This window comes from Marinovum sp. J2-8 (assembly GCF_055808435.1).
Genome location: NZ_JBVVRZ010000002.1, coordinates 247044 through 260351 on the forward strand (window position 1 = coordinate 247044; position 13308 = coordinate 260351).

14 protein-coding genes are annotated in these 13308 nt (G+C 59.8%); 5 read left to right on the forward strand and 9 right to left on the reverse strand.

Going from position 1 to position 13308, the window contains the following annotated elements:
- Position 1 precedes the first annotated feature (1 nt).
- Positions 2-799, reverse strand: a complete 798-nt coding sequence (locus AC0L4F_RS07025) for an ABC transporter permease (RefSeq protein ID WP_244686807.1) — start codon at positions 797-799, stop codon at positions 2-4.
- 48 nt (positions 800-847) lie between these two features.
- Complete coding sequence (locus AC0L4F_RS07030) at positions 848-2335, reverse strand: ABC transporter substrate-binding protein (protein ID WP_244686810.1); 1488 nt, start codon at positions 2333-2335, stop codon at positions 848-850.
- A 153-nt stretch (positions 2336-2488) separates the two neighbouring features.
- Between AC0L4F_RS07030 and AC0L4F_RS07035 the strand changes: the two genes are divergently transcribed.
- The gene (locus tag AC0L4F_RS07035; RefSeq protein ID WP_244686812.1) at positions 2489-3172 is read left to right on the forward strand and encodes an FCD domain-containing protein; all 684 of its coding nucleotides are present in this window, start codon (positions 2489-2491) and stop codon (positions 3170-3172) included.
- A 154-nt stretch (positions 3173-3326) separates the two neighbouring features.
- Here AC0L4F_RS07035 and AC0L4F_RS07040 read toward each other — a convergent pair whose 3' ends face one another.
- The 7 genes from AC0L4F_RS07040 to AC0L4F_RS07070 form a co-directional block, all read right to left on the reverse strand.
- Entirely contained in the window at positions 3327-4112 is a 786-nt protein-coding gene (locus tag AC0L4F_RS07040) for an IclR family transcriptional regulator (RefSeq protein WP_244686815.1), read from the reverse strand.
- A gap of 9 nt (positions 4113-4121) precedes the next feature.
- Entirely contained in the window at positions 4122-5402 is a 1281-nt protein-coding gene (locus AC0L4F_RS07045) for a hydantoinase B/oxoprolinase family protein (protein WP_244686817.1), read from the reverse strand.
- Positions 5402-5734, reverse strand: a complete 333-nt coding sequence (locus AC0L4F_RS07050) for a hydantoinase B/oxoprolinase family protein (RefSeq protein WP_244686819.1) — start codon at positions 5732-5734, stop codon at positions 5402-5404. The genes AC0L4F_RS07045 and AC0L4F_RS07050 overlap by 1 nt, the downstream gene beginning before the upstream one ends.
- On the reverse strand, positions 5734-6021 hold the full coding sequence (locus tag AC0L4F_RS07055; RefSeq protein ID WP_244687673.1) for a hypothetical protein: 288 nt from the start codon (positions 6019-6021) through the stop codon (positions 5734-5736). Before AC0L4F_RS07055 ends, AC0L4F_RS07050 begins: the two co-directional genes overlap by 1 nt.
- Positions 5903-7786: a hydantoinase/oxoprolinase family protein gene (locus AC0L4F_RS07060; protein WP_244686821.1), complete on the reverse strand. Its 1884-nt coding sequence runs from the start codon at positions 7784-7786 to the stop codon at positions 5903-5905. Before AC0L4F_RS07060 ends, AC0L4F_RS07055 begins: the two co-directional genes overlap by 119 nt.
- 225 nt (positions 7787-8011) lie before the next feature.
- Entirely contained in the window at positions 8012-8653 is a 642-nt protein-coding gene (locus tag AC0L4F_RS07065; RefSeq protein WP_244686823.1) for a ChrR family anti-sigma-E factor, read from the reverse strand.
- Positions 8654-9169, reverse strand: coding sequence for a sigma-70 family RNA polymerase sigma factor (locus AC0L4F_RS07070; protein ID WP_244687674.1), 516 nt, complete (start codon positions 9167-9169; stop codon positions 8654-8656).
- Positions 9170-9400: 231 nt separating this feature from the next.
- Between AC0L4F_RS07070 and AC0L4F_RS07075 the strand changes: the two genes are divergently transcribed.
- The 4 genes from AC0L4F_RS07075 to AC0L4F_RS07090 are packed head-to-tail and all read left to right on the forward strand — an operon-like array spanning position 9401 to position 13306.
- A complete protein-coding gene (locus AC0L4F_RS07075; RefSeq protein WP_244686825.1) occupies positions 9401-10681 on the forward strand; it encodes an NAD(P)/FAD-dependent oxidoreductase in 1281 nt (426 codons plus the stop codon).
- Positions 10678-11424, forward strand: coding sequence for a DUF1365 domain-containing protein (locus tag AC0L4F_RS07080; RefSeq protein WP_244686828.1), 747 nt, complete (start codon positions 10678-10680; stop codon positions 11422-11424). Before AC0L4F_RS07075 ends, AC0L4F_RS07080 begins: the two co-directional genes overlap by 4 nt.
- The gene (locus tag AC0L4F_RS07085) at positions 11424-12581 is read left to right on the forward strand and encodes an SAM-dependent methyltransferase (protein ID WP_244686830.1); all 1158 of its coding nucleotides are present in this window, start codon (positions 11424-11426) and stop codon (positions 12579-12581) included. Before AC0L4F_RS07080 ends, AC0L4F_RS07085 begins: the two co-directional genes overlap by 1 nt.
- On the forward strand, positions 12578-13306 hold the full coding sequence (locus tag AC0L4F_RS07090; RefSeq protein WP_244686833.1) for an SDR family NAD(P)-dependent oxidoreductase: 729 nt from the start codon (positions 12578-12580) through the stop codon (positions 13304-13306). The genes AC0L4F_RS07085 and AC0L4F_RS07090 overlap by 4 nt, the downstream gene beginning before the upstream one ends.
- The last annotated feature ends 2 nt before the right edge of the window (positions 13307-13308 follow it).

Here is a 13308-nt window from a genome sequence, read left to right on the forward strand (position 1 = left end):
ATCAGGACACCTTGGATTTAGCGCGGCGCACCAACCAGTCGCCAAGCAGATTACAGCCAATGACCAATGCCCCCACCATCAGACCGGGGTACAGAACAAGCCAGTTGGCGATCAGCATATACGACCGCCCCTCGCCAATCAGATTGCCCAATGTCGGAACCGGCGGTTGCACCCCCAGCCCAAGAAACCCGACAGAGGCCTCAAGGATGATCAATCGCGGCAGATCCAGGGTCAGCAAGACGGTCTGAGGCCCGATGATGTTGGGCAGGATGTGGCGAAAGATGATGGTCAGATCCGACAGGCCAATGGCGCGCGAGGCGTCGATATATTCCAGCTCGCGCACCTCCAGCGTGCGCCCGCGCGCAACACGGGCAAAGATCGCCCAACCCGTTAGCCCAAGAACGATGATCAGGTTGAACAAACTTGGCCCCAGAACCGATACCAGAAGCAGGATCAACAGGATAAAGGGCACCGCCAGCTGGATGTCGACCAACCGCATGATGATCGCGTCGGTCCAACCGCCGTAATAGCCGGCAATCATGCCCAGCGCCGTGCCCAGAACAACAGAGATCAAGGCCGCGACAAGCACAATGCCGAAGGAAATCAAGGTTCCCAGCCCCAGCCGGGCAAGAAGATCCCGCCCAAGCTGATCCGTGCCAAGCGGATGAAAATCACCCGCATTTGTTGTCATCGGAGGTTTGAACGTCGCCATGATGTCCCCGCGCAGCGGGTCCAGCGGCCAGAATAGCGGGATCGCAAGGCTGACGACCACCGCACTGACCAAAAGGAATATGGCCAATGCGGCGTCTTCATTGCTTCTGAGTTGAAACCGTCCGAACACAGCAAATCAGTCCTTCGAGATTTCAAAGACAGGGATACGCGCATCGGGGCGACCGCCGAAATCGACATCAACACCTTTGCCCAGAAGTTTGTCTTCCTGATACAGCGAAATCAACGGCACTTCTTCATTCGCAAGCTCCTGCACCTGGAACAACAGCTGTTCGCGTGCGGCAGGGTCGACCGTCTGGCGGCTTTCTTCAAGCAGGATGTCCAGTTCGGGAACCACCGCGCCGGAATAAGGCTCGCCTGATTTGAAGATCGCGTAAACCGCGGCATCCGCGTCAAGCGTTTGCGTCGACCCCCAGCCCAACATATAGATCGGCCCCTCAAACGGCACGGTCTGGGTGTAGACCGACCATTCCATCACTTCCTGATCCACCGTCAGACCGATGTCTTCGAATTGCTGCGCGATCGCCTGTGCAACTTCGGCGTTTTTCATATAGCGATAGGAAGATTGCATCGTGATTTCGAAGCCATCTTCGAAACCGGCCTCGGCCAGAAGCTTGCGTGACAGGTCCGGATCATAGGCCGGCACCGGCAGATCGAGATATCCGAAATCGGCCACGCCCACCTGTGTGCCTGCCGGTGTGGCAAGCCCGCCAAGCAGGTTTTCCGTGATGCCTTTGCGGTTGATCGCGTGGTTCAGCGCCTTGCGCACCAGTTTGTTGTCCAGCGGCGCTTTGTCCATCCGCAGGCCAAGATACACGATCAGACCGCCGTTTTTCACCTGCACCAGATCGGCATCAGGCGCATTTTGCAGCAAAGGCACCAGATCCACGGGCACATCTTCGATCAGATCGACCTCGCCGGTGATCAGCGATGTGATACGCGCCGTGTTGTCCGGGATCGGACGCCAGATAACGGTGTCGATCTGCGGCGCGCCCCGCCAGTAGGTTTCGTTCGCGGCAAGGGTCACGCGTTCATCCGGGATGAAATCGACGAATTTATAGGCGCCGGTGCCCACCGGATTGTTGGCAAAGTGATCGCGGCCATGGTCCGCAATATACTGTGGCGGCACGATATAGGCGGGATAGCGGCTCATCCGGGTGGGCAGAAGCGGATCAGCGCCCTGGGTATGAATGCGCACGGTTGTCGCATCGACAACCTCGACGCTGTCAATCGTGCGGATATAAGAGATGGTCGGCGCTTTGTTGTCGGGGTTCAGAACCCGGTCCAGCGTGAATTTCACCGCATTGGCGTCAAAGGCTTCGCCGTTGTGGAATGTCACGCCCTCGCGCAGTTTGAATTCCCAAGTCGTGTCATCAACCGATGTCCATTCCGTGGCCAATCCGGGCACAAGGTCCATATTTTCATCACGCATCACCAATGTGTCGAAAATATTGTCTACGATGGTCGCCGCTTCGCGCAGAAACCCCGGATCCAGCGCATTGGTAGACGCAGACCGTCCGATCACAAGGGTTGTATCTTCGGCAAGAACGACAGTGGCAGGTAAGGCCAGCGCAAGGCCAAGAGCAAGTGCAGAGAGGTGCTTCATGATTTTGGTTCCTGTTGGATTGGTCGCCCCTTTTTGGGGCTTCTTGATGAGAGATCTTTGGTCCGAACTCCGTCAGGATATATAATATATCATACTTTCACAAGTCACATGATTGCGCTATGGTATCGGAAAGAAGCGGAGGAAATTTATCCCATGTCTAAGTCTTTCATAGCGCCCCCCCGAACCAGCCTTGTGTCCCATGTGGAATCACAGCTTCGCGATGCATTGGTCGAAGGGCGGCTTGAACCGGGAACGCGGTTGGTCACCAAGGAGTTGGCCGATTCTCTGGGCATGAGCATCACACCCGTTCGCGAGGCCCTTGTGCGGTTCGCGGCCTCTGGTGTGTTGACGGCAGAACCGGCCAGTTCGTTCCGCGTGCCCTTGCTTACGGTTGAGCGCTACCGCGAGCTTGCCGCCATCCGCAAACGGGTTAAATCCCTTGCGGCAGAAACCGCAGCGATCCGCATTACAGCCGTTGAGGTTGATGCGCTGGAACGTCGTGTGACCGCCTATATCGAGGCCAAACATACCGAAGACCACCATGATGCGCTGAAAGAGAACAAGGCGCTTCGGTTTGCCATTTACGAAGCGGCCCAGATGCCCACCTTGTTGCATATCATCGAAACACTTTGGATGCGCGCAGGTCCGGGGTTCAATTACCTGTTCCCCGACCCGACTGCCGTTGGCACCACCGATCACGCCAACTATCAGGCCCTGATCGTTGCATTGCGCGCCCATGACGCCGCCGCCGCAGGCGAGGCGATTTGCCAAGCGATCGACGATGGCGCGGATCAGGTGATCAAGGCGTTGCGCGCACGAGAGGCCGCTGCGGGCTAGGGTCTGCCGCGCTTCAGTCTGCATAATGTCACGACGTGGCATAGTATCAGAGGTTTGCGGCGCGCCGATCCAATTTCGCGCCGCAGACCACCGCAAGCCACCGCGAACCACGGGGCATCACCGAAAGACACTTCACCTGATTTCGGGCTTCAACCTACTTCGGCAAATGCCGCGCACATGCCTCCAACACGCGCGCACGCAGATCCGGCGCAATCTTTTCGCCGGGCGCAAGAACCGAAACCGCAAGCTCTGGAAGACCAACAGACCGCAGAGGAACCGCCAGACTGCTGACCTTGGTCTCGCCGCCCAACCCCGAATTGCGGGACACCACAATCCAGCCGTTCCCGGCATATGTCGCAATCTCGGCGCGAATGTCCTCTGGGCGCATCCCCCATTCGGCAAAACGCGGGGCGTTGATTTCCAGAATGCGATCCCGGCTTGCCGGATCCATACCGCAGAGGATCACCTGCCCGCCGACACCAACGCCCAGCGGAAGCCGTCCCCCCACACCGTCGAACATTGCCGACACGGTCGCAAAGCCGGTCTGAAAATCCAGACAAACGCTGTCAAATCCGGCCCGCGCCATCAGAAACGTCGCCAACCCTGTGTCTGCGGCGATCTGCATCAGGCTGGGGCGCAGAGTTTCAACAAGTGTGGTGATCGGTTGCTGTCGCGCCGCAATGGCATGGATCGCCGGGCCAATATGGTACTTTCCGCGCCAGGCCCCGTTGCATGACCAACCCCTCTTCCGCCAAAGCAGACAGGGCGCGGTGCACAGGCGCGCGCGATGCGGCCATAATTTCGGCCAGCTCAGTGACCGAAAGGCCCTCGGCGCGGCCTCGCCCAATGTCACAAGGATGCGTGCCGCGCGTGCCGCATTTGACGATGACTTTGCGCCCTGCCCCGTTTCACCACCCGTATCGCCACCCGTCTCAGCCATGGTATCCCCTTAACGGGCGGGCCTGCGCCCGGCCTTCGCGTCTTGTGCGCGCGCGGCGGAATCGCGCAACGCGGGGTCACCATAACCGCCGGCACCGGGTGTCACCACCGCAAAGACATCGCCCTTCACCAGGTCGATTGTGCCCGACAGATCAATTGCCTTTGGGTTGCCATTGACCAGAAACGCCCCGCTTTTGCCCGCTGCCCCGCCATCCAGCCCCCAGGCGCGCGACGACAATCTGGACCCCATGATCTGGACCCGACAGGGGGCTTCGGCCCGGTACACCCGGCGCACCCCCATTCCGCCCAGAAACCTACCATCGCCGCCGGAATCCTCGGCAAATTCATATTGCAACAGCGTGATCGGATATTCCGCCTCCAGCGCCTCAAGCGGGAGGTTCGACGTATTGGTCATATGCACCTGAACGGCATCAAGCCCGTCTTTGTTGTATCGCGCACCGGACCCGCCAGCGATGGTTTCAAGATACACCCACAGCCCGCCACCCGGTCGCGTGCCGCTGAAACTTGCCACATGGACCGAACCGCAACTGGCCGCCGTCACCCGATGCGGAACCACCTGAACCAATGCGCCATGCACCAGATCCACAACCCGCTGACAGGCTGAAATCCGACCGTCCACCGCCGCCGGATGGGCACAATTCAACAAAGTCCCGGGTTCGGCATTGATGGTGATCGGGCGGGCCAGACCCGCGTTCGGCAGGACCGAAGGATCGACCACCGCCTTGACCGCGTAATAGACCGTGGCCTGAAGCGCGGTGTAGATGACATTCAACCCCGCCCGCACCTGTGGCGGGCTGACGAAATCAAGCTGCATCGCATCACCGGCAATCGTCAGCGTGACCCCCAGATCAAGATGCCCTTCCAGCAACTCGCTTTCATAAACGTCTTCAAACACATAGCGACCATCGGGAATGGCCGCGATCCCGGCCCGCATCTTGCGCTCGGCATAATCCATCAACGCCTTGCCCGCGTCGCGCACAATGTCACCGCCGAATTTCCTGCAAAGCTCCTGCACCCGCACAATGCCAAGCCGATTGGCGGCCATCTGTGCACGCAGATCCGACACCCGCTCTTTTGGCACCTGACAGTTCAGCAGGAACAGGCGCATCACCTCGTCCTGGCGCACGCCCGCGCGGTCCAACCGCAATGGCGGAATGCGCAAGCCTTCCTGATAGATATGGGCATGACCACGATCGGCGAAATCCGAATGATGGGCCGTGTTGATCGCCCAGCCAAACAGCGCGCCCTCGACAAAAATCGGGGACGCCATCACGATGTCGGGCAGATGGGTGCCCCCCCGGCATAAGGATCATTGCCAATGAACACGTCGCCGGGATGCACATCATCGACGCTATAGACCTCAAGCAACTTGGGCACGAATTGCAAAAAGCTGCCCAGATGCATGGGAATATGCTCTGCCTGACACAGGATATCGCCGGTGGCCGTGCATAGCGCCGTGGAACAGTCGCGGCGTTCCTTGATGTTGGTGGAATAACTGGCCCTGACCAATGCCTCGCCCATTTCATCAACAGCAGAGGAAAAGGCGCTGCCAATCACTTCGACGGTGACCGGGTTCAGGGTGGTTTCTGTCGGCGCGCGCATCAATTATACTCCAATATCAGAGTCTTGTAGAGATCCACCGTGGCCACCATGTCCGGCGGCACAACGGTTGTTGTGTCCAATTGGTCAATGATCGCCGGCCCTTGAATGACATTGCCGGGCAACAAAAGGTCACGGGCAAAAATCGGTGTTTCGACAAACCCACCGGCGTCACGCATCCAAACCGGGCGGCTGCCGGTCAGGGCCGCGCTGGCATCCGGTCCGGCATGCGGGAATTTCGGGTGATCGGCCTTTGGCACACTGCCCGTGGCCTGAAGCCGATAGGTCACCATCTGGATCGCATCGCCCTCTGCCACAAACCCATAAAGCCGTTGGTGATGGGCGAGAAAACTGTCTTTCAGGGCAACCAGAACTCTCTACCGTGATCTCTTCGGTCGGAAGATCGGTCGCGATTTCATAGTTCTGACCCGCATACCGCATATCCACCCGCAGCGTGACATTGCGGGCCTCTGGCGCGATTGCCTCGGCATTGAACCAGATCTCTGCCTGGGCGCGCAGCCCATCGAACACGCCACGCAACATGTCCGGCGTTGCATCGTCCAACAGCATGATCTGGGTGGCGGAATAATCTGTCCGTAAATCGGTCATCAACAGACCAAGGGCGCAAAGAACCCCCGGTGTCCGCGGGATCAGGATACGCGACATGCCCAATTCCCGGGCCAGTCGCGCCGCCTGAACCGGACCGGCGCCACCAAAGGCCACCATCGCATAATCACGTGGGTCGTGGCCCCGCTGGACCGAGATCAGGCGGATCGCCTTGGCCGTATTGGCCGTCACAATATCAAGAATGCCGTCCGCCGTTTCCATGACCCCCAGACCAAGCTGTTGCGCCAACCGTTCAATTGCGGCGACGGACAAGCCGCGATCAATGGGCATCTGCCCATTCAACAGCGCCGTCGGATTCTGGGTTTGCAGAACGACATTGGCATCCGTCACCGTGGGTTCCAATGTGCCCAGACCGTAACAGGCCGGTCCCGGATGGGCCCCGGCGCTGCGCGGTCCGACCTTCAACAGCCCGCCGTTGTCCACATAGGCAATCGAGCCGCCCCCGGCCCCAACCGTGTGGATATCAAGCATCGGGGTGTTCAGCGGATAGCCGTGCACCTCTGCTTCTGCCACCATCCGGCAACTGCCATCGGTCAGCAATGCAACATCCGAACTGGTCCCGCCCATGTCAAAAGTGATCAGATTGCCGATCCCGCTCATCTTTCCCAGGGCCTGCGCCGCGACAACCCCGGTTGACGGGCCGGACAGTACGGTGCGCACCGGCATTTCCGCAGCAATTTCGAACCCGGTGACCCCGCCGTTCGATTGGGTCAACTGCGGCGCGACATCAAGGCCGGCATCGGCCAGTTTGCCGCTCAACGCCCGCACATACCCCCGCATCACCGGGCCAAGATAGGCATTGACCACGGTGGTGGACAGGCGTTCGAATTCGCGAAATTCCGGCGCCACCTGCGACGACAGCGCCACAAAAGCGTCGGGGAATTCCTCTGCGATGATTTCTGCTGCGCGGCGTTCATGGGCGTCCGACAGAAACGAATAGAGGAAACAAACCGCAACCGCCTCGACCCCGGCGTCACGCAGATGACGCGCGGCTGTGCGCACCTCGTCTTCGGCCAGCGGGATTTCCACGCTGCCATCAATGCGCAGACGTTCCGAAACCCCGATGCGCAGATCACGGGACACCAATTCAACCGGTTTGTCCGCTTGCAGATCATATAGGTCGGGCCGCTTTTGCCGCCCAATGGCCAGCAAATCGCGAAAGCCCTTGGTGGTGACAAGGCCGGTCTTCACACCGCGATTCTGGATCAACGCATTTGTCGCCACGGTGGTGCCGTGACCAAAGAAAGACACATCGACAACATCCGCCCCGACCCGTTCGATCCCCGCGGCAAAGGCCTGCGCGATGCCGCGCGACGGATCATCCGGGGTTGAACTGACCTTCCAGATAGACAGGTCGCCCCTGTCATCGTCGATCAGGCACACATCCGTGAACGTTCCACCGGAATCGACCCCAATTCGCCACGCCATCGCACCACATCCCCTAAGTGTTTGCCCATGGGACTGGCATCACAAATCAGGTCAAAGCTGTCAAATTTAATCCTATAAATGGCATATGTTTTGCAATTAATTCCGATAATCGGAAATATAATCACCTTCCTGCCCACAAGAGACGCGCGCAAACAGCAAAAAACGCGCCAGACAACCGTCGCGGCGCGTTTCAAACTGTGTCATGTCGCGTTGGGTATTAACGTCTCAGATGCGCAGCAAGGGCTGCAACAGGCGCGGGATCAGGCTGTTGAATCGCAGCGGCGCATCGGTTGCCGCCAGACAGATACAGGGCGCACCCAGCTCTGCGACGGGCGTATGTTCCACCGTGTCATCCGCCACTTCCAGATCGCCAACGCCGAAACGCCCGGTCTCGTCGCGGAACGCGCCCTGCAACACCAGCGTCAATTCTATTCCGTTGTGGCCATGATCGGGCACAGCGCGGCCGGGGGCGATGTACAGCAACCGCACGCTGCCCGCCGCATCGGCATGCAAAAGCGTCTGCCGCACCCCGCCGCCAACCGATTTCCAGCGTGGCGGCTGGCCTTTCAACGCCTGCATGACCGGACCGGGAAACACACCCGACCGCCCATAGGTCACCTCGGGCTCTTGCTTTGGGGCATCGTCCAGCTGCGCAAACAACGCGTCTTTCATCCTGGCCGACACGGCCTGTTCAGGGTGCTGTTCCAGCAGCGCCCCGCCGACGGCCTCATGCGCGCCCAAAGCGGAACGGCAATCGTCACACATGGAAACATGCGCAGCAACCAACAGGGCAAAGGAATGCTCAAGCGTTCCCGCCGCATAGGCCATCAACATCGGCTCGGGGATATGGTGATGTATCTGCGACATCTATCGCAATCCTTTTAAATCATGGCGCAACCGTTCAAGACCCAGCCGGATGCGGGATTTGACGGTTCCCAGCGCAAGGCCGGTCTGGTCGCTGATTTCCTTGTGGGTCAGATCACCCAGATAGGCCTTTTGGATCAGGTCGCGCTGGGCGGGCTTCAGCCGGTCAAGGGCCTGTTTCAACTGCCCTGCCTCCTGCTCCATCGCCACGATCTGGCCTGCGTCGTCTTCGACCTCGTCGGCGATCTTGATCTCCTCGGGCACGGGGCGGTTTTCCTTGCGCACCAGATCAATGCGCCGGTTGCGGGCGATCTGGAAAATCCAGGCCGACACCTGGGCGCGATGCGGATCGAACTGCTCCGCCTTGCGCCAAACTGTCAGCAAGACCTCCTGCGCGACATCCTCGGCGGCGCCGCTGCCCAGACCGGACCGCATGGCGACCCCTTTCAGACGCGGCGCAAAATAGTCGAACAACTGCCCAAAGGCCGCCCTGTCGCGCTTGTCGCGCACGGCCAACATCAACACAGTCAGATCAGAGAATGACGGCTCTGGCGGTTTCGGCACGCGGGTCTGTTCCCTGTTTGCACCGATTTGCAAGCCTTGCGCAGGCGGGCAAAGACGTCGGTTTGGTAAAAGCGTGGACGTTGCTGTGTCATTCATAGCCTGATTACGTGCCACAAGAAAAGTTGGATCATTTTTGATCTGAAAGTTTTTTCATGCCGTATCGTAATCAAAGAAACAGGAGCGCCCATGTCATTTGATGCCCACCCCATTTGCCCGCAGCGCATCGCCGTGATCGGCGGCGGAATTTCCGGTCTTGCTGCGGCCTATCGTTTGGCGCCCCACCACACCGTCACATTGTACGAAGCCGCGCCGGCCCTTGGTGGGCATGCCCGCACCGTCATGGCGGGCCGCAACGGCGATCAGCCGGTCGATACCGGGTTCATCGTGTTCAACTATGCCAATTATCCCCACCTGACGCGGATGTTCATGGAGCTCGATGTGCCGGTCAAGCCAAGCGATATGAGCTTTGGCGCCAGCGTCGACAATGGCCGCGTCGAATATGCGCTGCGCAATTTGGCGGGTTTGCTGGGCCAGAAACGCAATCTGATGCGGCCCGGATTCCTGCGCATGGTGCGCGACATCGCGAAGTTCAACGCCAAGGCCGAGGCCGCCGCAGCGGACGACGCAATGACGGTGGCGGACCTGATTGACGATCTGCAACTGGGATCGTGGTTCAGGCAGTATTATCTTCTGCCGATCTGCGGTGCCATCTGGTCGACCCCGCCCGAGGAAATCGCCGGTTTTCCGGCGCGCACGCTGGTGCAGTTTTTTCGCAATCATGCCCTGCTCAGCGCCGGCGGCCAGCACCAATGGTGGACCGTTGATGGCGGCAGCATCGAGTACGTGCGCCGCTTGGAACATCATCTGCGCGGGCGCGGCGTGGCCATTCGGACCGCAACGCCTGTGGCTTCGGTCACGCGCGACGGTTCAAAGAATGTGGTCCATGTCGCCGGGCGGCCATCCGAAACCTTTGATCAGGTGATCTTTGCCTGCCATTCCGATCAGGCGCTTCGGCTGCTGGCACAGCCCACGGCACAGGAAACCGCAATCCTGTCGGCCATCCGGTATCAGGACAATCATGCGGTGTTGCATTGCGATCCGCGCCTGATGCCTCAGCGCCGGGCGTGTTGGTCCAGCTGGGTCTACAATGCCGACAGCACGCAAAAGACCACGGCCATGGGCGTGACTTATTGGATGAACCGGTTGCAGGGCATTCCCGACGACGACCCGATGTTCGTGACCCTGAACCCGGTGCGCGCCGTGGCTGAGGACAAGATTTACGACAGCACGGTTTTCCGCCATCCGGTATTTGACCGCGCCGCGATCCGGGCGCAATCTGCGCTGCGCGATTTGCAGGGCAGCAACAACACATGGTTTGCCGGCGCCTATACCCGGCATGGATTTCACGAAGACGGATTTGCCAGCGCGGTCCGTATTGCCCGCCTGATGGACCGGCAAATCGCATGACCCACGCGCCAGAGCATATTGCCGCCACAACCAGCCATGCCCGGCGCGGCGGGACCGGACATGCGTTTCGCTATGGCGTCGACTACGTGCTGATTGACCCGTTGGCGCGCACAGGCCCCGCCCTGTTTTCGCGCAACCGCTTCAACCTGACCTCGGTACATGACCGCAACCATGGCGGCGCGCCCGGTCAGGGCACCGGCGTCACCTGGGCCCAAGCGATATTCACAGAGCGCGGCCTGCGCGACATCGACATATTTCTCCTGACCCAGCCCCGGGTTCTTGGCTATGTCTTCAACCCCGTCAGCTTTTGGCTGGCGATGAAGGGGGACCAGCTGTGTGCCGTGATTGCCGAGGTGAACAACACCTATGGCGACCGGCACAGCTATTTTTGCGCCAACCCGGATCTGTCGCCGATTGGTCCGAATGACCGGATCACAATCAACAAACAGATGCATGTGTCCCCGTTCCAGGAGGTTGCCGGCGATTATGCGTTTCATTTTCAGATCCTACCGGAGCGTATCGCGATCCGCATTGATTTTCGCAATGGTGAGGGTGGTCTTGTCGCCACGTTGACCGGACCACGCGCACCGTTGACCAATGTTTCGATCCTGACCGCCCTGATCCGCCGCCCCATCGGGGCGCTGCGCACGATAGCATTGATCTATTGGCAGGCCCTACGCCTGAAACTGAAAGGCGCGGGTTTCCGCGCCCGTCCCACGCCCCCCAAACACGAGGTAAGCTGATGCTGTTTTTGACCAAAAAAGTGAAACGCGATTTTCTGGACAGTTGTCAGGGCATCCACTCTGGCAGTCTTCGGTTGCGGACACCAGAAGGCGAGATTTATGATTTTGGCAACGGCGGCGTCCAGGCGGAATTGCAATTGCATGACTGGTCGGTGGTGACGGCCGTGGCCACACGCGGCGATGTCGGTCTGGGGGAAACCTATGTCGCGGGCCTGTGGGACAGCCCGTCGATTGTCGATCTCAGCACCGTGGCGCTGCACAATTTCGACCATCTCGACACTTATGTGTATGGAAATTTCTGGAACCGGCTGAAAATGCGTCTGGTCGATCAGGTGCTGCGCGCAAATTCACGGCAAGGATCGTCGCGCAACATTCGCGCCCATTACGATGTCGGCAATGAATTCTACCAACTGTGGCTTGACCCCAGCATGACCTATTCCTCGGCATTGTTTCAGGCGGACGACGGCGATCTGTTGCGCGGACAAAATCGCAAATATGACCGCATTCTGGATCGGTTGACTGCGGGTGAACGGGTGATGGAAATCGGCTGTGGCTGGGGCGGTTTTGCGGAACGCGCCGCTGATGCGGGGCGCCATGTGACCGGGCTGACGATTTCGCCCAGTCAGAAAGGCTATGCAGATGCCCGGCTTGACGGGCGCGGCGAGATCCGGTTGCAGGACTATCGCGACTGCGACGGCACATTCGACAATATCGTGTCCATCGAAATGGTCGAAGCCGTCGGACAGCGGTACTGGCCGACCTATTTTGCCACGCTCAAGAACCGGCTGGCCGAGGGCGGTCGCGCGGTTGTCCAGGCGATCACGGTGCAGGACGCCAATTTCGAAACCTACCGCACCAGTTCGGATTTCATCCGCCAGCATACCTTCCCCGGTGGATTGCTGTTGTCGGATGCCATGATCGCCGATCAGGCCCGCAAGGCCGGTCTGGTGGTGCGCGACAATTTTGCCTTTGGTCAGGATTATGCCCGCACCTGTGCGATCTGGTCGGAACAATTACAGGCGCAAGAGGCACGTATCCGCAAGCTGGGGCATGGCGATGCCTTCCTGCGCACCTGGCGCTATTATCTCGACATTTGTACCGCCACCTTTGCCACGGGGCGCACGGATGTTGTGCAGGTCGAATTGGCCCACGCATGACCAGCCTTGCAGGCAAGACCTATTGGATCATTGGCGCGAGCGAGGGGTTGGGGCGCGCTCTGGCGGAGGCGCTGGACCGGGCCGGGGTTCGGTTGGTTCTGTCTGCGCGCAATGGCGACCGGTTGGCGACGCTTGCCGCCGGCCTGCGCCACGCCATCCCGCAAGAATTGGACGTGACAGATCCCGACGCCGTTGCCGCGGCGGTGGCCAAGGTCGGCCCAATCGACGGTGTGATTTACTGCGCCGGGCAATACACCCCGCTAAAGGCCCGGAACTGGGATGCGGCGGCAGTCGCGGCAATGTGCGAGGTCAATTTCATGGGGGCGGTGCGCGTGTTGGGGCATATTGCGCCGCAGTTTGCCCAAGCCAACCGGGGCCATATCGTGCTGATTGGATCGCTGGCCGGTTTTCGCGGCCTGCCCGGTGCAATTGGCTATGGTGCCAGCAAAGCCGCATTGATGCATCTGGGCGAAAACCTCTACGCCGATCTGCGCGACACCGAGGTCAAGGTCCAGGTGGTCAATCCGGGGTTCATCAAAACCCGCCTGAGTGACAAGAATGATTTCGATATGCCCTTTATCCAAACGCCCGAGGTCGCAGCCGAACAGGTTCTGGCAGCGATGCGTGGCAGGCGGTTTTCAACCAGCTTTCCGGCGCCGTTTTCCTGGCTTTTCCGCTTTGGTCGGCTGTTGCCGCCTGCCCTGTTCTATCGCATTTTTCGCTGAAC

Coding starts and splice junctions, on each gene's coding strand:
- AC0L4F_RS07030 (WP_244686810.1), bottom strand. CDS start 2,335: ATGAAGCACCTCTCTGCACTTGCTCTTGGCCTTGCGCTGGCCTTACCT.
- AC0L4F_RS07035 (WP_244686812.1), top strand. CDS start 2,489: ATGTCTAAGTCTTTCATAGCGCCCCCCCGAACCAGCCTTGTGTCCCAT.
- AC0L4F_RS07040 (WP_244686815.1), bottom strand. CDS start 4,112: ATGGCTGAGACGGGTGGCGATACGGGTGGTGAAACGGGGCAGGGCGCA.
- AC0L4F_RS07045 (WP_244686817.1), bottom strand. CDS start 5,402: ATGGCGTCCCCGATTTTTGTCGAGGGCGCGCTGTTTGGCTGGGCGATC.
- AC0L4F_RS07050 (WP_244686819.1), bottom strand. CDS start 5,734: ATGCGCGCGCCGACAGAAACCACCCTGAACCCGGTCACCGTCGAAGTG.
- AC0L4F_RS07060 (WP_244686821.1), bottom strand. CDS start 7,786: ATGGCGTGGCGAATTGGGGTCGATTCCGGTGGAACGTTCACGGATGTG.
- AC0L4F_RS07065 (WP_244686823.1), bottom strand. CDS start 8,653: ATGTCGCAGATACATCACCATATCCCCGAGCCGATGTTGATGGCCTAT.
- AC0L4F_RS07070 (WP_244687674.1), bottom strand. CDS start 9,169: ATGTTGGCCGTGCGCGACAAGCGCGACAGGGCGGCCTTTGGGCAGTTG.
- AC0L4F_RS07075 (WP_244686825.1), top strand. CDS start 9,401: ATGTCATTTGATGCCCACCCCATTTGCCCGCAGCGCATCGCCGTGATC.
- AC0L4F_RS07080 (WP_244686828.1), top strand. CDS start 10,678: ATGACCCACGCGCCAGAGCATATTGCCGCCACAACCAGCCATGCCCGG.
- AC0L4F_RS07085 (WP_244686830.1), top strand. CDS start 11,424: ATGCTGTTTTTGACCAAAAAAGTGAAACGCGATTTTCTGGACAGTTGT.
- AC0L4F_RS07090 (WP_244686833.1), top strand. CDS start 12,578: ATGACCAGCCTTGCAGGCAAGACCTATTGGATCATTGGCGCGAGCGAG.